Source organism: Kineococcus sp. G2 (assembly GCF_037154035.1).
Lineage (GTDB): Bacteria > Actinomycetota > Actinomycetes > Actinomycetales > Kineococcaceae > Kineococcus.
Genome location: NZ_JBBBEM010000011.1, coordinates 1 through 19,406 on the forward strand (window position 1 = coordinate 1; position 19,406 = coordinate 19,406).

At 75.4% G+C, this 19,406-nt stretch carries 19 protein-coding genes; 17 read left to right on the forward strand and 2 right to left on the reverse strand.

The window, feature by feature from the left end:
- Positions 1-28 precede the first annotated feature (28 nt).
- Together V9U69_RS02400 and V9U69_RS02405 are read right to left on the reverse strand one after the other, a co-directional pair.
- A complete protein-coding gene (locus V9U69_RS02400; protein WP_442907551.1) occupies positions 29-607 on the reverse strand; it encodes a DoxX family protein in 579 nt (192 codons plus the stop codon).
- A gap of 145 nt (positions 608-752) precedes the next feature.
- Entirely contained in the window at positions 753-1,130 is a 378-nt protein-coding gene (locus V9U69_RS02405) for a DUF1844 domain-containing protein (RefSeq protein ID WP_337059700.1), read from the reverse strand.
- A gap of 276 nt (positions 1,131-1,406) precedes the next feature.
- On the opposite strand from V9U69_RS02405, the gene infC reads away from it, so the two are divergent.
- The 17 genes from infC to tyrS all read left to right on the forward strand — a co-directional run bounded on the left by infC (position 1,407) and on the right by tyrS (position 18,893).
- The gene (infC, locus tag V9U69_RS02410) at positions 1,407-2,051 is read left to right on the forward strand and encodes a translation initiation factor IF-3 (RefSeq protein WP_442907552.1); all 645 of its coding nucleotides are present in this window, start codon (positions 1,407-1,409) and stop codon (positions 2,049-2,051) included.
- A 101-nt stretch (positions 2,052-2,152) separates the two neighbouring features.
- Entirely contained in the window at positions 2,153-2,347 is a 195-nt protein-coding gene (gene rpmI / locus V9U69_RS02415; protein ID WP_337059702.1) for a 50S ribosomal protein L35, read from the forward strand.
- A 91-nt stretch (positions 2,348-2,438) separates the two neighbouring features.
- Complete coding sequence (gene rplT, locus V9U69_RS02420; RefSeq protein WP_242128618.1) at positions 2,439-2,825, forward strand: 50S ribosomal protein L20; 387 nt, start codon at positions 2,439-2,441, stop codon at positions 2,823-2,825.
- Between the two features lie 34 nt (positions 2,826-2,859).
- Positions 2,860-3,717, forward strand: a complete 858-nt coding sequence (locus V9U69_RS02425; protein WP_337059703.1) for a TrmH family RNA methyltransferase — start codon at positions 2,860-2,862, stop codon at positions 3,715-3,717.
- Between the two features lie 62 nt (positions 3,718-3,779).
- Positions 3,780-4,919 (forward strand): sensor histidine kinase, encoded by a 1,140-nt coding sequence (locus V9U69_RS02430; protein WP_337059704.1) that lies wholly within the window; start codon positions 3,780-3,782, stop codon positions 4,917-4,919.
- 90 nt (positions 4,920-5,009) lie between these two features.
- Positions 5,010-6,161 (forward strand): phenylalanine--tRNA ligase subunit alpha, encoded by a 1,152-nt coding sequence (pheS, locus tag V9U69_RS02435; protein WP_337059705.1) that lies wholly within the window; start codon positions 5,010-5,012, stop codon positions 6,159-6,161.
- A complete protein-coding gene (gene pheT / locus V9U69_RS02440; protein WP_337059706.1) occupies positions 6,161-8,725 on the forward strand; it encodes a phenylalanine--tRNA ligase subunit beta in 2,565 nt (854 codons plus the stop codon). The genes pheS and pheT overlap by 1 nt, the downstream gene beginning before the upstream one ends.
- Positions 8,718-9,557: an SDR family NAD(P)-dependent oxidoreductase gene (locus tag V9U69_RS02445; RefSeq protein WP_337059707.1), complete on the forward strand. Its 840-nt coding sequence runs from the start codon at positions 8,718-8,720 to the stop codon at positions 9,555-9,557. The genes pheT and V9U69_RS02445 overlap by 8 nt, the downstream gene beginning before the upstream one ends.
- Positions 9,558-9,599: 42 nt before the next feature.
- A complete protein-coding gene (gene argC / locus V9U69_RS02450; RefSeq protein ID WP_337059708.1) occupies positions 9,600-10,658 on the forward strand; it encodes an N-acetyl-gamma-glutamyl-phosphate reductase in 1,059 nt (352 codons plus the stop codon).
- Positions 10,655-11,806 (forward strand): bifunctional glutamate N-acetyltransferase/amino-acid acetyltransferase ArgJ, encoded by a 1,152-nt coding sequence (gene argJ, locus V9U69_RS02455; protein WP_337059709.1) that lies wholly within the window; start codon positions 10,655-10,657, stop codon positions 11,804-11,806. Before argC ends, argJ begins: the two co-directional genes overlap by 4 nt.
- Positions 11,803-12,705, forward strand: coding sequence for an acetylglutamate kinase (argB, locus tag V9U69_RS02460; RefSeq protein ID WP_337059710.1), 903 nt, complete (start codon positions 11,803-11,805; stop codon positions 12,703-12,705). Before argJ ends, argB begins: the two co-directional genes overlap by 4 nt.
- A 20-nt stretch (positions 12,706-12,725) precedes the next feature.
- A complete protein-coding gene (locus tag V9U69_RS02465) occupies positions 12,726-13,988 on the forward strand; it encodes an acetylornithine transaminase (protein WP_337059711.1) in 1,263 nt (420 codons plus the stop codon).
- Complete coding sequence (gene argF, locus V9U69_RS02470) at positions 13,985-14,917, forward strand: ornithine carbamoyltransferase (protein ID WP_337059712.1); 933 nt, start codon at positions 13,985-13,987, stop codon at positions 14,915-14,917. The genes V9U69_RS02465 and argF overlap by 4 nt, the downstream gene beginning before the upstream one ends.
- Positions 14,914-15,474 carry an arginine repressor gene (locus V9U69_RS02475; RefSeq protein WP_337059713.1) on the forward strand — a complete coding sequence of 187 codons (561 nt, stop codon included), beginning with the start codon at positions 14,914-14,916 and terminating at the stop codon, positions 15,472-15,474. The genes argF and V9U69_RS02475 overlap by 4 nt, the downstream gene beginning before the upstream one ends.
- A complete protein-coding gene (gene argH, locus V9U69_RS02480; protein WP_337059714.1) occupies positions 15,471-16,919 on the forward strand; it encodes an argininosuccinate lyase in 1,449 nt (482 codons plus the stop codon). Before V9U69_RS02475 ends, argH begins: the two co-directional genes overlap by 4 nt.
- Complete coding sequence (locus tag V9U69_RS02485) at positions 16,904-17,536, forward strand: DNA-3-methyladenine glycosylase (protein ID WP_337059715.1); 633 nt, start codon at positions 16,904-16,906, stop codon at positions 17,534-17,536. The genes argH and V9U69_RS02485 overlap by 16 nt, the downstream gene beginning before the upstream one ends.
- A gap of 64 nt (positions 17,537-17,600) precedes the next feature.
- Positions 17,601-18,893 (forward strand): tyrosine--tRNA ligase, encoded by a 1,293-nt coding sequence (tyrS, locus tag V9U69_RS02490; RefSeq protein ID WP_337059716.1) that lies wholly within the window; start codon positions 17,601-17,603, stop codon positions 18,891-18,893.
- The last annotated feature ends 513 nt before the right edge of the window (positions 18,894-19,406 follow it).

Genomic DNA, 19,406 nt, shown 5'->3' on the forward strand with positions numbered 1-19,406 from the left:
CCGGCGCGCGCCGGGACCCGGGGGCGCCTCAGGAGGCGACGGGGGCCTGGGGGGCGTCGGCGGGCGCGTCCGCGGCCGCCTGCGCGTCGGCGGCCACGGCCGCCTGCCGCTGCCGGATGGTCCAGGCGGCCCCGGCACCGGCGGCCAGCAGCGCCACCGCCGGCATCCACGGCTTGTCGAGCACGTGCCCCAGCGCGTGGTCCAGCGAGTACCGGCCCGGGCCGGCCACGGCCAGGGCCGTGCTCGCCAGGGCCAGCACGGCCGGGTACTCCAGGCCGCCCGAGGCGGCCCAGAACCCGTTGGGCGCGTGGACGGTGGCGGCCGCGGCCATGGTCGCCGCCGCCGTCGCGCCCGCTGCCGGGGTCGCCAGGCCGAGGGCGAGCAGCGCGCCGCCGCCGGTCTCCGCCGCGCCCGCCAGCACGGCGTTGCGCCGTCCCGGCCGGAAGCCCATCGCGTGCATGGCGCCCTGCGTGCCCTCCAGGCCACCGCCGCCGAAGGCGCCGAACAGCTTCTGGGCGCCGTGGGCGGCCAGGGTCGCGCCCACCCCCGCTCGCAGCACCAGGCGGGCCAGGTCGCTCCTGCGGGTGCCTCCCGCGCGACTGCTCAGCGTGTAGCTGACCGTCTCGCTCACCGTCTCGCTCACCGTGTCCTCGTCCTCCGTCCCGCGGGGCCGGCGCCCCGGTCTTGCGACACTCAACCACTGCACCGCGCCGGGGGCGCGCTGCGGGGGCGGTGCGGTGCGGGCGCGCGGTTCAGACCACGCTGCCGGTCAGCCGCTCACCGGGCCCCCCGCCCGGCGGGTCCGGCACCGGGGAGGCCTCCCGGAACGCCAGCTGCAGGGAGCGCAGGCCGTCGCGCAGCGAGCGGGCGTGCTGGCCGCCGACGTCCGGCGCCGAGGTCGTCACCAGCCCGGCCAGGGCGTTGATGAGGATGCGTGCCTCCGCCAGGTCCAGGTGCTCGGCGGCGTCGGGGCCCTCGGCCAGCCCGCACTTGACGGCGGCGGCGCTCATCAGGTGCACCGCGGCGGTGGTGACCACCTCCACGGCGGGCACCTCGGCGATGTCGCGGGTCAGGTCGCGAGCCGCGTCGCCGCGCTCCGGGTCGGGCTGGGGGGTGGGTTCAGACTCCATGCTGCTACCCTGACAGGTGACCGACCGGCTCACGTCACCGGTCCGCGCCTGGCGCGGGCAGGCGTTCGTGGGGCCGGAGCGTGAAGCGGAGGCCTCCTCCCACCCCGGTGCGCACGCGCGCCGCGGGTCCCGGTCCCTCCCCCGTCCGCGGGGGAGCAAGGCGTCGTCGTCGCCCTCGTGCGTCGCGGTGCCGGATCAGGTGGGCCTCCGTGCACGTCCGAGCGCGGGGGCCTTCTCCGCGTCCGGCGGCCCCGCCCGACGACGAAGGAGCAGCACATCAGCGAGCCCCGCATCAACGACCGCATCCGTGTTCCCGAGGTGCGGCTCGTGGGCCCCAACGGTGAACAGGTCGGCATCGTGCGCGTCGAGGACGCGCTGCGGCTGGCGGACGAAGCGGGTCTCGACCTGGTCGAGGTCGCTCCGACGGCGCGACCGCCGGTCTGCAAGCTCATGGACTTCGGCAAGTTCAAGTACGAGTCCGACATGAAGGCCCGCGAAGCGCGCAAGAACCAGACGAACACGATCCTCAAGGAGATCCGCTTCCGCCTGAAGATCGACCCGCACGACTACGCCACGAAGAAGGGGCACGTCGAGCGGTTCCTCAAGGGCGGGGACAAGGTCAAGGTGATGATCATGTTCCGCGGACGCGAGCAGTCGCGCCCCGAGATGGGCTTCCGCCTGCTGCAGCGCCTCGCGGAGGACGTGGCCGACCTCGGCAGCGTCGAGAGCTCGCCGCGCCAGGACGGCCGCAACATGGTGATGGTCATCGGGCCGCACAAGAAGAAGGCGGAGGCCAAGGCCGAGGAGCGCCGCCGCAAGGACTCCGAGCAGGCCGCCGCCGGGAGCTCCGCGCAGCAGCCCGCCGAGCAGGCCCCGCAGGCGGCGGAGACGTCCTCCGAGACGGCCTCCACCGCGTCCTGACACCGGCCGCGGACCGGTCCGGCCCTCGTGCCGGGCCGGTCCCGCGCGCCCGCACGACCCGCGCCGGCTCACCCCGGCACACGACCACAGGAGAGACACCCGTGCCCAAGAACAAGACCCACTCCGGCGCCAAGAAGCGGTTCCGCGTCACCGGCGCCGGCAAGGTCATGCGCGAGCGCGCCAACAAGCGCCACCTGCTCGAGGTCAAGCCGAGCACCCGCACCCGTCGTCTCTCGGTCGACGCCGTGGTCTCGCCCGCGGACGTCAAGAAGATCAAGAAGCTCCTGGGTCACTGACCGCCGCCACCCCGACACCCCCCGCGCGGAGCGCGCGGCCGTCCACCACGGCCCGCCGGCGCCCGCGCACCGATGAGCAAGGAGAACCCCCGTGGCACGCGTGAAGCGCGCAGTCAACGCCCAGAAGAAGCGCCGCGTCGTCCTCGAGCAGGCCAGCGGCTACCGCGGCCAGCGCTCGCGGCTCTACCGCAAGGCGAAGGAGCAGGTCACCCACTCCCTCGTCTACGCGTACCGCGACCGCAAGGCGCGCAAGGGCGACTTCCGCCGCCTGTGGATCCAGCGCATCAACGCCGCGGCGCGCGCCGAGGGCATGACCTACAACCGCTTCATCCAGGGTCTGAAGGCCGCCGGCATCGAGGTGGACCGCCGCATGCTCTCCGAGCTGGCCGTCTCCGACGCGCCGGCGTTCGCCGCCCTGGTGAAGACCGCCAAGGCCGCCCTGCCCGCCGCTCCGGCCGCCGAGGGCTCCGCTGCCTGAGCAGCAGCACCGGCAGCACCCCGGACGCCCGGCGGTGGCCGTGCTGACCGACCCGCGTTCCGCGCGGGTGCGGTCGGTGCGGTCGCTGGCCGGGCGTTCGGCGCGTTCGCGCCACGGCCGCTTCCTCGCCGAGGGGCCCCAGGCGGTGCGCGAGGCCGTCGCGGCCCACGCCGCCGGGCCCGCGGCGGTCGTGCTGGAGCTGTACGCCACCGAGGAGGCCGCGCAGCGGCACCCGGACGTCGTCGGGTCCGCGCTGGAGCACGGGGTGCGCACCTGGACGGTCACCGAGGCGGTGCTGGACGCCATGACGGACACCGTCACCCCCCAGGGCCTGGTGGCGGTGTGCCCCACCGGCACCGCGGCCCTGGAGGACGTGCTCGCCGCCCGCCCGCGCCTGGTGGCGCTGCTGGACCGCGTGCGCGACCCGGGCAACGCCGGCACCGTCCTGCGCGCCGCGGACGCCGCCGGCGCCGACGCGGTGGTCCTCACGACCGGCAGCGTCGACGTCTTCAACCCCAAGTGCGTGCGCTCGACCGCGGGCAGCCTCTTCCACCTGCCCGTGGTCGTCGGCGTCCCGCTGGCCGACGCGGTGCGGGCCCTGCGGGGCGCCGGCTGCACCGTGCTGGCCGCCGACGGCTCCGGAGCCCTGGACCTGGACGACCTCGCCGACGCCGCTGCCACCGGCACCGGCACCGGCACCCCGGTGGACCTGCGGGCCCCCACGGCGTGGCTGTTCGGCAACGAGGCCGCCGGCCTGGACGACGCCGGCCGCGCGGCGGCCGACGCGGTGGTGCGCGTGCCGCTGCACGGGCGCGCCGAGAGCCTGAACCTGGCCACAGCGGCCGTGGTGTGCCTGTACGCCAGCGCCCGCGCCCAGCGTCGCGGCCGCTGAGGACCCCCGTGCGGCGTGTCGCCGATCACGGCGCGGCGGCGCGCATGCCCTAGCCTCGGCCCGTGGCCGAGCCGAGGGGGACGACCGGCGTCGCCGCCGCGAGGGCGCCCGGCGCGGCGTCCTCGCCGCAGGCGGCGCTCCTGGACGGTGCCGCGCCCGTCCCCCTCGACGAGCTGCCCGACGGGATCGTCCTCGTCGGCGCCGACGGGCGCATCACCGCCGTGAACGCCGCCGCGGCGATCCTGCTGGGACGTGGCGCCGGCGAGCTGGTGGGTTCGGACGTGCGCCGCGCCCTGCCGCTGCAGGACACCTCGGGCCGGCGCTGGTGGGACGTGGCCGACACCGCCCTCGACGCCGCCGGCGGCCACCCGGAGCGCATGCTGCTGCTGCCCGGTGGGCGCGAGCTGCTGGTCACCGCCCGCTACGTCCGTTCCGCCGGCGGGGAGGTGCAGCGGGCCGTGGTGGCGCTGCGCGGCACCGACCAGCGCCGGCGCGCCGAGTCGGACGCGGCCGCCCTCATCGCGACCGTCGCCCACGAGCTGCGTTCCCCGCTGACGTCGGTGAAGCAGTTCACCGCCAGCCTGCTGCGGCGGTGGGACCGCTTCACCGACGAGCAGAAGCGGCTGATGCTCACCACGGTGCAGGCGGACGCCGACCGCGTCACCCGCCTGGTGGGCGACCTGCTGGACGTCTCCCGCGTGGACACCGGCCGCCTGCACGTGCACCGCCGCCCCGTCGACCTGCCCGCCCTGGTGCGCGAGCACGTGGAGCGGCTGCGGGTGGCCGGCTACGAGGACGACCGGTTCGAGCTGGACCTGGCCGCGGGGCTGCCGGAGCTGTGGGCCGACCCCGACCGGCTGGCGCAGGTGGTGACCAACCTCGTCGAGAACGCCGTGCGGCACGGCGCGGGCACGGTATCCATCACCCTCGAGCACGCGCCGGCCCCGGACGACGCCGGTCCCGGCGAGGTGGTGCTGACGGTCGACGACGAGGGCGAGGGCGTGCCCGCGGAGAACCGCCCCTACGTGTTCTCGAAGTTCTGGCACGGCGGCAGCCGCAGCGGCACGGGGCTGGGCCTGTACGTCACCCGCGGACTGGTGGAGGCGCACGGCGGCGAGGTGGCGGTCTCGTCCTCACCGGCCGGGGGCGCCCGCTTCCGGGTGCGGCTGCCCGCGGGCGAGCCGCCCGCGCCCCGGCCCTGACGCCGTCGCCCCGCCCGGGTCTGGGAGGATCGCCCCGATGCCCGCGGCCGGGGACGTCCGGCCGCCGACCCGGAGGAGACGTCGCACCCGATGCCCGCTGAACCCGCCGCCGCGGCGGCAGACGGCCCGCTCGGCGAGGCGGCCGTGCAGGCCGCCCTCGACGAGGCGCTCGCGGCGGTGGCCGCCGCCGGCGACCTGGAGGAGCTCAAGGCCGCCCGCCTGGCGCACGCCGGGGACCGCAGCCCGCTGGCGCTGGCGAACCGGGCCATCGGCTCGCTGCCCGGCCCGGAGAAGGCGGCCGCGGGCAAGCGGGTGGGGGCGGCCCGCGGCCGGTTGAACCAGGCGATCGCCGCCCGCACCGAGGTCCTGCGCGCCGAGGAGGAGGAACGCGTCCTGCGCGCGGAGGTGGTGGACGTGACGCTGCCGGCGCGCCGCCCGCAGCGCGGGGCCCGCCACCCGCTGCCGCTGCTGATGGAGCGCGTGGCCGACGTCTTCACGGCGATGGGCTGGGAGGTCGCCGAGGGGCCCGAGGTCGAGGCGGAGTGGTTCAACTTCGACGCCCTGAACTTCGACGCCGACCACCCGGCCCGGCAGATGCAGGACACCTTCTACGTGGCCGACGCCGCCGGCGGCGCCTCCTCGGGCCTGGTGCTGCGCACGCACACCTCCCCGGTGCAGGCCCGTTCGCTGCTGACGCGCGGCGTGCCGCTGTACGTGGTCTGCCCCGGCAAGGTGTTCCGCACCGACGAGCTGGACGCCACGCACACGCCGGTGTTCCACCAGGTCGAGGGCATCGCGATCGACGAGGGCCTGACCATGGCGCACCTGAAGGGCACGCTGGACCACTTCGCCCGGGCGATGTTCGGCGACGCCGTCGAGACGCGCTGGCGCCCGGCGTTCTTCCCGTTCACCGAGCCCAGCGCGGAGCTGGACCTGCGCTTCTCCCTGGGCCGGGCCGCCGAGCGCGGCTGGATCGAGTGGGGCGGCTGCGGCATGGTCAACCCGAACGTGCTGCGCGCCTGCGGGATCGACCCGGAGCGCTACCAGGGCTTCGCCTTCGGGATGGGGATCGAGCGGACCCTGATGTTCCGCAACGGGGTGACGGACATGCGCGACATGGTGGAGGGCGACGTGCGGTTCAGCCGGGCGTTCGGCGTGGAGGACCTGTCGACGTCGGGGGTGGCCGACGTCCTGGCCGGCCGCGTCCCGGCCGACGCGGCCGCGGGGGAGGACGAGCTCTGATGCGCGTGCCCCTGAGCTGGCTGGCCGAGCACGTCGACCTCGAACCCGGTGCGCGCGGCGCGGACGTCGCCGCCGCCCTGGTGCGGGTGGGCCTGGAGGAGGAGGGCGTGCACACCTCCGGGGTGAGCGGTCCCCTCGTCGTCGGCCGCGTCCTGGACCTGACGCCCGAGCCGCAGAAGAACGGCAAGACGATCAACTGGTGCCACGTCGACGTCGGCCCGGAGCTGAACGGCCCGGACGGGCACCGCGGCATCGTCTGCGGCGCGCACAACTTCACCGCCGGCGACGACGTCGTGGTGGCCCTGCCGGGCGCGGTCCTGCCGGGCGACTTCGCCATCGCCGCCCGCAAGACGTACGGGCACGTCTCCGACGGCATGATCTGCTCCGCGAAGGAGCTCGGCCTGGGGTCCGACCACTCCGGGATCATCGTGCTCGCCCAGCACCTGCCCGGGGTCCCGGTCTCCCCGGGCCAGGACGCGCTGGAGCTGCTGGGCCTGGACGAGGAGACCGTCGAGGTCAACGTCACCCCCGACCGCGGGTACTGCTTCAGCGTCCGCGGCATCGCCCGCGAGTACGCGCACGGCGTCCGCCGGCCGGTCGCCGAGGTCTTCCACGACCCGGTCGACGTGCCGGTGCCCACCCCCGCCGGCCCCGGGTACCCGGTGCGGCTGGCCGACGACGCGCCGGTCCGCGGTGCCACCGGGTGCGAGCGCTTCGTCGCCCGGGTGGTGCGCGGCGTGGACCCGGCGGCGCCGACGCCGCGGTTCGTCGCCGACCGCCTGCGGCAGGCGGGGATGCGGCCGATCTCGCTGGCCGTGGACGTCACCAACTACCTGATGCTCGCCACGGGTCAACCGCTGCACGCGTACGACCTGGCGGCGCTGCAGGGGGAGGTCGTGGTGCGCCGCGCCCGGGCGGGGGAGCGGCTGACCACCCTCGACGGCGTCGAGCGCGCGCTGGACCCGGAGGACCTCCTCATCACCGACGAGGTCCCCGGCGACCCGTCGACGTCGCGGGTGCTGTCCCTGGCCGGCGTGATGGGCGGGGCGAGCACCGAGGTTTCGGCGACGACCACGGACGTGCTCGTCGAGGCGGCGCGCTTCGCGCAGGTGACGGTCGCCCGCACCGCGCGCCGGCACCGGCTGCCCACCGAGAGCGCCAAGCGCTTCGAGCGGGGTGTGGACCCGGCCATCGCGGACCGGGTGGCGGAGCTGGCGGTGCGGCTGCTGGTGGAGCACGGCGGGGGCACCGCGGACGCGGGTGCCACGGACGTCGGCGCACCGGCCCCGGTGGCGCCGCTGACGCTGCCCGCGGGGTTCGTCGAGCGCGTCGTGGGCACGCCCGTGCCCGGCGAGGAGGTCGCGGGCGCCCTGCGCGAGGTCGGGTGCGAGGTGACGGCCGCCGGTGACGTGCTGACCGTCGTGCCGCCGACGTGGCGGCCGGACCTGGCGCAGCGGGTGGACCTGGTGGAGGAGGTCGCGCGCCTGCGCGGCTACGACGCCATCCCCTCGGTGCTGCCCGCGGCCCCGGCGGGACGCGGCCTGACGCCGCAGCAGCGCGCCCGCCGCTCCGCCGCCCGGGCGCTGGCCGACGACGGGTTCGTGGAGGTCCTCTCCTACCCGTTCGTGGCGGCCGCGGTGCACGACGCCCAGCGCCTGCCCGCAGACGACGCTCGCCGCCGCGCCCTGCGCCTGGCGAACCCGCTGTCCGAGCAGCAGCCGCTGATGCGCACCTCCGTGCTGGACTCCCTGGTGGACGTGGTGCGCCGCAACGTCTCCCGGGGCCTGCGCGACCTGGCCGTGGTGGAGTTCGGCACCGTGACCCTGCCGGTCGCGGGCAGCGGCCCTGCGCCCCTGCCCGGTGTGGAGCAGCGCCCCGGCGAGGAGGAGCTGGCCGCGGTGCTGGCCGCGGTGCCGCCGCAGCCGCTGCACGTGGCCGGTGTGCTGACCGGCGCCCGCCGCGGGCCGGGCGCCGCCGCGGACGGCTTCGCCCGCGAGGCGGAGCCGGTGCTGTGGGCGGACGCCGTGGACGCCGCCCGCACGGTGGCGGCCGCCCTGGGGGTGGACGTCGTCGTCGAGGCCGCGCGGCACGCCCCGTGGCACCCGGGCCGCTGCGCCCGGGTGAGCACCCGCGCGGGCCACCTCGTCGGTCACGCCGGCGAGCTGCACCCGGCGGCTCTGGAGGCCCTGGAGCTGCCCGCGCGCACCGCGGCCTTCGAGCTGGACCTGGACGTCCTGCTGGCGCAGGTGGGCTCGAGCCCGCAGGTCGGTGCCCTGTCGGGCTACCCGGCGGCCACCCAGGACGTCGCGCTCGTCGTGGACGCCGCGGTGCCCGCCGCCCGGGTGGAGGAGGCGCTGCGCGCCGGTGCCGGCGGGCTGCTGGAGGACATCCACCTGTTCGACGTCTACACCGGCGCCCAGGTGGGGGAGGGCCGCAAGTCGCTCGCCTACGCGTTGCGCTTCCGCGCGCCGGACCGCACGCTGACGGCCGAGGAGGCCGGTGCGGCCCGCGACGCCGCGGTGGCCGAGGCGGCCCGGCGGACGGAGGCGGTGCAGCGTGCCTGAGGGTGTGCTCGAGGACGTGCCCGGGGGCTCGCGGGAGCGGATGGCCCTGGTGACCGGCGCCAGCCGCGGCATCGGGCGCGAGCTGGTGCTGGGGCTCGCGCGCGCCGGCTGGGCGGTCGGGGCCCTGGCCCGGGACGCGGTGGCGCTCGACCAGGTCGTGGAGGAGGTGACCGTCGCCGGCGGGCGGGCGGTCGCCACGCCGGTCGACGTCACGGACGACCACGCCGTGGCCGCCGCGGTGCACGCCCTGGAGGCGGAGCTGGGCGCCACGAGCCTGCTGGTCAACTGCGCCGGGCGCATCGAGGCCGACGAGGCGGTGCCGTGGGAGGCCGACCCGGACGAGGTGCGCCGGGTCCTGGAGGCCAACGTGCTCGGGCCGCTGCACCTGGTGCGCGCGGTGGTGCCGGGCATGGTCGCCCGTGGCGGCGGCCGGGTGGTGGACCTCAGCTCGGGCGCGGCGCACAAGGACTCGCCCCGGCACGCCGGGTACGCCGCGAGCAAGGCGGCGCTGTTCCGGCTCGGCGGGGCGCTGACCGCCGCGGGGCGCGAGCACGGTGTGCTGGCCTTCGAGCTGGCGCCCGGCGTCGTGCGCACGGCGATGTCCACCTCCATGGCCCAGCACGCCGAGCGCACCGAGTGGACCGACCCCGCCGAGGTGGTGGCGCTGGTGCTGGCCATCGGGCGCGGTGAGCTCGACGCGTGGGCGGGTCGGCTGGTGCGCGCGGGAACGGACACGCCGGCCTCGCTGGCGGCCGCGGCGCGCGCGGGCCTGCCCGACCGGGCCCGCTGCCTGGACCTGCTGCCGTACGGGCCCGAGGACCCGCTCGCCTGACCTCCGCTGCATGGCTACGCGGCAGCGTGTATGGTCATGCGCATGGAGACGGACAGGCGGCTGAAGGTCGCCGTCGCGGGGGCCAGCGGCTACGCCGGCGGCGAGCTGCTGCGGCTGCTGCTGCAGCACCCCCACGTGGAGATCGGCGCCCTCACCGGCGCCTCCAACGCCGGCACGGCGCTCGGCGAGCTGCAGCCGCACCTGCTGCCGCTGGCCGGGCGCGTGCTGCAGCCCACCACCGCCGAGGTCCTCGCCGGGCACGACGTGGTCTTCCTCGCCCTGCCGCACGGGCACTCCGCGGCCGTGGCCGCCGAGCTGGGCGAGGACGTCCTCGTCGTGGACTGCGGCGCCGACCACCGGCTGACCGACCCCGCGCAGTGGCAGCGCTTCTACGGCTCCGAGCACGCCGGCAGCTGGCCCTACGGCCTGCCCGAGCTGCCGCTGGCCGGCGGCGGCAGGCAGCGCGAGCGCCTCGCCGGTGCCCGTCGCGTCGCCGTGCCCGGTTGCTACCCCACGAGCGTCAGCCTGGCCCTGGCGCCCGGGTTCGCCGCCGGCCTGCTGGCCGGCGAGGACGTCGTCGTGGTCGCTGCCTCCGGCACCTCCGGCGCCGGCAAGAGCCTCAAGCCGCACCTGCTGTCGGCGGAGGTCATGGGCTCGATGAGCCCGTACGGCGTCGGCGGCGGTCACCGGCACACCCCCGAGATCGAGCAGAACCTCGCGCTCGCGGCGGGCGGGCCGGTCTCGGTGTCGTTCACCCCCACGCTCGCGCCGATGCCGCGCGGCATCCTGGCCACCTGCACGGCGAGGCTCGCGCCCGGCGTCGCGGCCGGGGACGTGCGCGCCGCCTGGGAGGCGGCGTACGCGGACGAGCCGTTCGTGCACCTGCTGCCCGAGGGGCGCTGGCCGTCCACCGCGGCGGTGCTGGGCGGCAACGCCGCGGTGCTGCAGCTGGCCGTGGACGAGCACGCCGGGCGCGTCGTCGTCGTGTCCGCCCTCGACAACCTGACCAAGGGAACCGCCGGAGGAGCCGTGCAGAGCGTCAACGTCGCCCTCGGGCTGGACGAGACCACCGGGCTGAGCGCCGCGGGGGTGGCGCCGTGAGCGTCACCGCCCCCGCCGGTTTCCGCGCCGCGGGCGTCACCGCCGGGCTCAAGCCCAGCGGCCGGCCCGACGTCGCCCTCGTCGTCAACGACGGCCCGCTCGACGCGGGCGCGGCCGTCTACACCTCCAACCGCTGCAAGGCGCACCCGGTGCTGTGGAGCGAGCGCGCCAGCGCCGACGGGCACCTGCGCGCGGTCGTGCTGAACTCCGGCGGCGCCAACTGCTTCACCGGGCCGCAGGGGTTCCGGACCACCCACGCCACCGCCGAGCTGGTCGGTGAGCTGGCCGGGTGCGGCGCCGCCGACGTGGTCGTCTGCTCCACCGGCCTCATCGGGGTCCCGCTGCCCCGCGAGGAGCTGCTCGCCGGGGTGCGCGCCGCCCACGCGGCCCTGTCCACCGAGGGCGGCACGGACGCTGCCACGGCCGTCATGACCACCGACACCGTCTCGAAGCAGGCGATCGCCGAAGGGGCGGGTTTCACCGTCGGCGGCCTGGCCAAGGGAGCGGGCATGCTGGCTCCCGGTCTGGCGACGATGCTCGTGGTGCTCACCACCGACGCGGTCGCCGAACCGGCCGACCTCGACCGGGCGCTGCGGGCCGCCACCCGCACCACGTTCGACCGGGTGGACTCCGACGGGTGCATGTCCACCAACGACACCGTCGTGCTGCTGGCCAGCGGCGCCTCCGGCACCCGCCCCGGGCCGGCGGAGCTGGACGCCGCGGTGCACCGCGTCTGCGCCGACCTGGCACGGATGCTCGTCGCCGACGCCGAGGGCGCCGACCACGACATCGCCGTGGAGGTCGTGGGCGCCGCCAGCGAGGACGACGCCGTCGAGGTGGGGCGCTCCGTCGCCCGCAACAACCTCTTCAAGGCCGCGGTCTTCGGCAAGGACCCCAACTGGGGTCGCGTCCTGGCCGCCGTCGGCACCACGTCCGCCGAGTTCGACCCGCAGGCCCTCGACGTCAGCCTCAACGGGGTGCCCGTCTGCGTGGGCGGTGCTCCCGGTGCCGACCCCGCGCAGGTCGACCTCGCACCCCGCGAGGTGCGGGTCCTGATCGACCTGCACGCCGGTGAGCACGCCGCCACGGTCTGGACCAACGACCTCACCCACGCCTACGTCCACGAGAACAGCGCCTACTCGACATGAGCGACCTGACGACCCTGACGGCGGAGGACAAGGCGGGCGTGCTCGTCGAGGCCCTGCCGTGGCTGCAGAGGTGGCACGGCGCCCTCGTCGTGCTCAAGTACGGCGGCAACGCCATGGTGGACGACGAGCTCAAGCGCGCCTTCGCCGAGGACGTGGTGTTCCTGCGCACCGCGGGGCTGCGTCCGGTCGTCGTGCACGGCGGCGGGCCGCAGATCTCCGCGATGCTGCAGCGCCTGGACATCCCCAGCGAGTTCCGCGGCGGGCTGCGCGTGACGACGCCGGAGGCGATGGACGTCGTGCGCATGGTCCTCGTCGGCCAGGTGGGCCGTGAGCTCGTCGGGCTGCTCAACGCCCACGGGCCCCTGGCCGTCGGGCTGTCGGGGGAGGACGCCGGGCTGCTGCGCGCCCGCCGCCGCGGGGCCGTCGTCGACGGCGAGCCCGTCGACGTCGGCCTGGTCGGCGACGTCGTCGGCGTGGACCCGGCCGCGGTGAACGACCTGCTCGCCGCCGGGCGCATCCCCGTCATCTCCACCATCGCCCCCGAGGTCGACGACGACGGCGAACCGGTGCCCGGCTCGGTCCTCAACGTCAACGCCGACACCGCCGCCTCGGCGATCGCCGTCGCCCTGGGGGCGCAGAAGTTCGTCGTCATGACCGACGTCGCCGGGCTGTACGCGGACTGGCCGAACCGCGACTCGCTCGTCAGCGAGATCGACGCCGGGGAGCTGGAGCGCCTGCTGCCGTCCCTGGAGTCGGGCATGGTGCCCAAGATGGAGGCGTGCCTGCGCGCGGTGCGCGGCGGCGTCCCCCGCGCCACGGTCATCGACGGCCGGCTGGCGCACTCGGTCCTGCTGGAGGTCTTCACCACCTCCGGCAACGGCACGATGGTCGTGCCGTGAACCCCGCGGGAGGCGGAGCTGTGGACGCAGCGGTGGCGCGCGAGGAACGGGCCGAGGCCCTGCCCGTGACGGAGGGCGGCGCCGCGGCGTGGCTGCAGCGCTACTCCTCCTCGATCATGGGCACCTACGGCACCCCCCAGCGGGTGCTGGTGCGCGGTGAGGGCTGCCACGTCTGGGACGCCGACGGCAACCGCTACCTGGACCTGCTCGCCGGCATCGCCACGAACGCCCTGGGCCACGCGCACCCGCTGCTGGTCTCTGCGGTCACGTCCCAGCTGACCACGCTCGGGCACGTGTCGAACTTCTTCGCCACGGCCCCGCAGATCGCCCTCGCCGAACGGCTGCTCAGCATCTCCCGCGCTCCCGAGGGGTCACGGGTGTTCTTCTGCAACTCCGGCGCCGAGGCCAACGAGGCCGCGTTCAAGATGGCCCGGCGCACCGGCCGCCCGAAGGTCGTCGCCGCCGTGGACGCCTTCCACGGGCGCACGATGGGCGCGCTCGCCCTGACCTCCAAGGAGGCGTACCGCGCCCCCTTCGAGCCGCTGCCCGGCGGGGTGGAGTTCGTCCCCTACGGCGACGTCGGCGCCCTGGGCCGCGCCGTGGACGGGGCGACCGCCGCGGTGTTCCTCGAACCCGTGCAGGGCGAGGGCGGCGTCACCCCCGCACCGGACGGCTACCTCGCCGCCGCCCGCCGCATCACCGCCGACCACGGCGCCCTCCTCGTCCTGGACGAGGTGCAGACCGGTGTCGGCCGCACGGGGGAGTGGTTCGCGCACCAGCAGCCGCGCCACGCCGGCGTCGTGCCCGACGTCGTCACGGTCGCCAAGGGTCTCGGCGGGGGCGTTCCCGTCGGTGCCGCCGTCGCCTTCGGCACCCACAACGCCGCGCTGCTCGGTGCCGGTCAGCACGGCACCACCTTCGGCGGCAACCCCGTCGCCGCCGCGGCGGGCCTGGCGACCCTGCACGCGATCGAGCGCGACGGGCTGCTCGCGAACGTGCGTGCCGTCGGTGCTCACCTGCGCGAGGGGATCGCGGCCCTGGAGCACCCGCTCGTCGCCGGTGTGCGCGGCGAGGGACTGCTGCTGGGCATCGCCCTGGCCGAGCCCGTGGCTCCGGCCGCCGTGCAGGCGGCGCTCGCCCGGGGGTTCATCGTCAACGCCGTGCGCCCGGACACCATCCGCCTGGCCCCTCCGCTCGTGCTCACCCCAGCCCTGGCGGACACCTTCCTGCACGCCCTGCCCACCGTGCTCGACGCCGCCCGAAACCCCGCGGAGGACTCGTGACCACTCGCCACTTCCTCGCCGACGACGACCTCAGCCCCACCGAGCAGGCGGAGGTCCTGGCGCTCGCCGCGCGGCTGAAGGCCGACCGCTGCGCCGAGCGCCCGCTGGAGGGCCCGCGCACCGTCGCCCTGCTCTTCGACAAGCCCTCCACCCGCACCCGCGTCTCGTTCAGCGTCGGCGTCGCCGAGCTCGGCGGCTCCCCCCTCGTCATCGACGCCTCCGGTTCCCAGCTGGGCCGCGGCGAACCGGTCGCGGACACCGCCCGCGTCCTGGAGCGGCAGGTCGCCGCGATCGTGTGGCGCACCTTCGCGCAGTCCCGGCTGGAGGAGATGGCCGCGCACTCGCGCGTACCGGTGGTGAACTCCCTCAGCGACGACTACCACCCCTGCCAGATCCTCGCGGACCTGCAGACGATCGCGGAGCACAAGGGCCGTCTGGCCGGGCTGACGATGGCCTACCTCGGCGACGGGGCGAACAACATGGCCCACTCCTACGCCCTGGGCGGCGCCACCGCCGGCCTGCACGTGCGCATCGCCACCCCCGCCACCGACCTGCCCGACGCGGCGATCGTGGAACGCGCCCGCGCGGTGGCCGCCGACACCGGCGGCTCCGTCACCGTCACCGAGGACCCCCGCGCGGCCGCCACCGGCGCCGACGTCGTCGTCACCGACACCTGGATCAGCATGGGGCAGGAGGGGCTGGACGCCGCCGACCGCCTCCAGCGGTTCACCCCCTACGCGGTGACGCCGGAGCTGGTGGCGCTGGCCGACCCCGCCGCGATCGTCCTGCACTGCCTGCCGGCGTACCGCGGCAAGGAGATCGCCGCCGAGGTCCTCGACGGCCCGCAGTCGGTCGTCTGGGACGAGGCGGAGAACCGTCTGCACGCACAGAAGGCCCTGCTCGTCTGGCTGCTCGCGAACTCGCGGTGAGCACGGCGGCGGGCACGGGCACCAAGGCGTTCCGGCACGCCCGGATCGCTGCGCTGCTGGCGCGCTGGCCGGTGCGCTCGCAGACGGAGCTCGCCGCGCACCTCGCCGAGGAGGGCGTCGCGGTCACCCAGGCGACCCTCTCGCGAGACCTCGTGGAGCTCGGGGCGGTGAAGGTCCGCGACGGCGACCGCGGCCTGGTGTACGCCCTGCCGGCCGAGGGTGGCGACCGCACCCCGCGCAGCGGCGTCGCCCAGGAGGTGCTGGACGCGCGCCTGGCCCGGTGGTGCGAGGAGCTGCTCGTCTCCGCCGAGGCGTCGGCGAACCTCGTGGTCCTGCGCACCCCGCCGGGGGCGGCGCAGTTCCTCGCCAGCGCGATCGACCACTCCGTCATGCCCGCCCTCCTGGGCACCATCGCCGGCGACGACACCGTCCTCGTCATCGCCCGCGAACCCCTCGGCGGCGAGGCCGTCGCGGCGCGCTTCCTCGCCCTGGCCCGCCGCGAGGACGTCCCCACCACGGCCCGACCGGACCACCACGACGAAGGAGAGACCCCGTGACCGAGCAGCGGCTGCACGAGCAGGCGGAGAAGGGGTTGTGGGGGGCCAGGTTCGCCAGCGGCCCCGCGCAGGCGATGGCCGCCCTGTCGAAGTCCACGCACTTCGACTTCCGCCTGGCCAGCCACGACCTGGCCGGCTCGCGGGCCCACGCCCGCGTGCTGCACCGCGCCGGGCTCCTCGACGACGACACCCTGCGTGCGCTGCTGGCGGGCATCGACGGGCTGGAGGCGGACGTCCTGTCCGGCGCGTTCACCCCTGCCGAGGACGACGAGGACGTGCACTCCGCCCTGGAGCGGGCCCTGGTGGAGCGCGTGGGCCCGGACGTCGGCGGCCGGCTGCGCGCGGGGCGCTCGCGCAACGACCAGATCGCCACCCTGCTGCGGATGTTCCTGCGCGAGCACGCGCGCCTCGTCGCCGACGGGGTGCTCGACGTCGTGGAGGCGCTCGTGCAGCAGGCCGCGGCCCACCCCGGTGCCGCGATGCCGGGGCGCACCCACCTGCAGCACGCCCAGCCGGTGCTCCTGGCGCACCACCTGCTGGCGCACGCCTGGCCCCTGCTGCGCGACGTGCAGCGGTTGCGGGACTGGGACGAGCGGGCCGCCGTCTCCCCGTACGGCTCCGGCGCGCTGGCGGGCTCCTCCCTGGGCCTGGACCCGCAGGCCGTCGCCGAGGAACTGGGCTTCACCCGCAGCGTGGAGAACTCCATCGACGGCACCGCTGCGCGCGACGTCGCCGCGGAGTTCGCGTTCGTCGCCGCGATGATCGGCGTCGACCTGTCGCGGATCTCCGAGGAGGTGATCCTCTGGGCGACGAAGGAGTTCTCCTTCGTGACGCTGCACGACGCCTGGTCCACGGGGTCGAGCATCATGCCGCAGAAGAAGAACCCCGACGTCGCGGAGCTGGCGCGAGGCAAGGCGGGGCGCCTCATCGGCGACCTCACCGGTCTGATGAGCACCCTCAAGGGGCTGCCGCTGGCGTACAACCGGGACCTGCAGGAGGACAAGGAACCGGTCTTCGACGCCGTCGACACCCTCGAGGTCCTGCTGCCCGCGGTCGCCGGCATGGTCGGCACCCTGCGCTTTCACACCGAGCGGATGGCGGCTCTCGCGCCGCAGGGCTTCGCGCTGGCCACGGACATCGCCGAGTGGCTGGTCCGGCAGGGTGTCCCGTTCCGCGAGGCGCACCACGTCGCGGGCGCGTGCGTGCGCCGCTGCGAGGAGCTGAGCGAGGTGGAGGACCGTTCCGTGGAGCTGTGGGACCTCACGGACGCGGACCTGGCGACCGTCTCCCCGCACCTGACGCCGGAGGTGAAGGACGTCCTGAGCGTGGACGGCTCGCTCGCCTCGCGGGACGCCGTGGGCGGTACCGCCCCCGTGCGCGTGGCCGAGCAGCTGGAGCGGGCCCGCGCAGTCCTGGCGGACCACCGGGCGTGGGCGCGTCCGTGACGGCGCTGCCGCGGGAGTTCTTCGCCCGCGATGTGCTCGAGGTCGCCCGCGACCTCCTGGGGCGCGTGGTCCGCCACGAGACCCCCGAGGGTGTGGTCGCCGTCCGCCTGACGGAGGTGGAGGCGTACGCGGGGGAGGCCGATCCCGGCTCGCACGCCTTCCGCGGTCGCACGCCGCGCACCGAGGTGATGTTCGGCCCGGCCGGTCACGCGTACGTGTACTTCTCCTACGGCATGCACTGGTGCGTGAACCTGGTCACCGGTCGGGAGGGCGCCGCGTCGGCGGTGCTGCTGCGGGCCGGTGAGGTCGTCGACGGGCTCGAGCTGGCGCGGGAGCGCCGGCGTGCGGCTCGGCGGGACGCGGACCTGGCGCGCGGGCCGGCGCGGCTGACGCAGGCGCTCGCGATCTCCCGGGAGCAGGGCGGCGCCGACGTGTGCACCGGTGGTCCGTTGCAGGTCCTGGCGGGGGAGCCGGTCCCGGACGCGGCGGTGTCCTGGGGGCCGCGCGTCGGCGTCGCCGGTGACGGCGCACCCACCCCGTGGCGCACGTGGGTGACGGGGGAGCCGACCGTCTCCGCCTACCGCGCCGCGGTACCGCGTCGACCTCGGCGCCCCTGATCGGGCAGGCTGTGGTCCGGCGGGGCGAACGGCGCCCCGCCGAGGAGATGAGGAGAGCCGAGTCGTGAGCGACGTCTGGGACGAACTGCAGTGGCGGGGCCTGGTGGCGCAGTCCACCGACGAGGCCGCGCTGCGTCAGGCCCTGCAGACGGGGCCGCTCACGTACTACGTGGGCTTCGACCCGACCGCGGCCAGCTTGCACGTCGGTCACCTGGTGCAGGTGCTCACCGCGAGGCGCCTGCAGCAGGCCGGCCACAAGCCGCTGATCCTGGTCGGGGGTGCCACGGGTCTGGTGGGTGACCCGCGCCCGAGCGCGGAGCGGACCATGAACGACCCGGACACGGTGGCCGGGTGGGTGGGGCGTCTGCAGGCGCAGATCGCCCCGTTCCTGGACTTCACCGGCCCGGCGGCGGCCACCATGGTCAACAACCTGGACTGGACCGCGTCGATGTCCGCGATCGAGTTCCTGCGGGACGTGGGCAAGCACTTCAGCGTCAACCGCATGCTGGACCGCGAAGCGGTGGCCAAGCGCCTGGCCAGCACGGGCATCAGCTTCACCGAGTTCGCGTACGTGCTGCTGCAGTCCAACGACTACCTGCAGCTGCACCGCCGGCACGGGTGCTCGCTGCAGCTGGGCGGCTCGGACCAGTGGGGCAACATCACCGCCGGTGCTGAGCTGGTGCGACGCGTGGACGGGCAGGTGGTGCACGCGCTGGCGACCCCGCTGCTGACCAAGGCGGACGGCACGAAGTTCGGCAAGACCGAGTCCGGGGCGGTGTGGCTGGACGCGGAGCTGACCAGCCCGTACGCCTTCTACCAGTTCTGGCTCAACGCGGAGGACTCCCAGGTCGAGGGCTACCTGAAGGCGTTCTCCTTCCGCAGCCGGGAGGAGATCACCGAACTCGGCCGCCAGGCCCGTGAGGCGCCCAAGGCGCGTGCCGCCCAGCGGGCGTTGGCCCACGACGTGACGGCTCTGGTGCACGGCGAGCAGGCCGTGCGCGCGGTCGAGGAGGCCTCCGCCGCCCTCTTCGGCGGCTCGGGCCTGTCCGGTGTCGACGAGCGCACGCTGGCCGGTGCCCTGGCCGAGTTGCCCACCGCGGCACCCGACTCCCTTGACGTGTCGATCGCGCAGCTGCTGGCCGAGACCGGGCTGGCGCCCAGCCGCAGCGCGGCCAGGCGCACGATCGCTGAGGGGGGTGCGTACGTGAACAACACCAAGGTCACGGACACCGACGCCACCCTGGCCGACGTCGTGAGCGGCACCGAAGCCGGCGCTTCGCTGCTGCACGGGCGCTACGCGGTCCTGCGCCGCGGCCGCAAGTCCCTCGCAGCGATCGCATTCTCGTTGCCGCAGTAGGCGATCCGCCACCGCCCCGCTGCGGATTTGGTGATTGGGGCGGTGGCGGCGTACTGTTCTTCCTGTCGCCGGGACGAGGCGGCCGCCGGGCCTGGAAGGGTGCGGGGGCTGGTCGCGGTCTGGTGGCGCCGGAAGTGTGAGCGGGAACAAGTTGAAGTCTGGCTTGGTTCCTGGTTACAGTGGGAAAGTTGCCCCTGTTTCGGTGGCCCTCGCGAGGGGGTCGTCGGTCGGGGTGCGTCCGGTTCTTGAGAACTCAACAGTGTGCCAAGTGTTGATGCCAAATCAATCAACCCCGTAAGGCACCTTCCTTTTCTGGGGGGTGTTGGGGATTCCTTTGGTGTTGTTCCCGTTCGTGTCCTCGCCAGGGCGCGGGCGGGTTTCGAGATCAGAGGTCAAACTGGGCAGGTCAATGAATCTGGTGCGTCACCGGCTGGAGGGTTCGTCCTTCGTGTGCCGGTGGGGTGTCTATGGTTTTTTCGACGGAGAGTTTGATCCTGGCTCAGGACGAACGCT

Coding starts and splice junctions, on each gene's coding strand:
- argB (WP_337059710.1), top strand. CDS start 11,803: ATGAGCGACCTGACGACCCTGACGGCGGAGGACAAGGCGGGCGTGCTC.
- V9U69_RS02405 (WP_337059700.1), bottom strand. CDS start 1,130: ATGGAGTCTGAACCCACCCCCCAGCCCGACCCGGAGCGCGGCGACGCG.
- pheS (WP_337059705.1), top strand. CDS start 5,010: ATGCCCGCTGAACCCGCCGCCGCGGCGGCAGACGGCCCGCTCGGCGAG.
- argC (WP_337059708.1), top strand. CDS start 9,600: ATGGAGACGGACAGGCGGCTGAAGGTCGCCGTCGCGGGGGCCAGCGGC.
- pheT (WP_337059706.1), top strand. CDS start 6,161: ATGCGCGTGCCCCTGAGCTGGCTGGCCGAGCACGTCGACCTCGAACCC.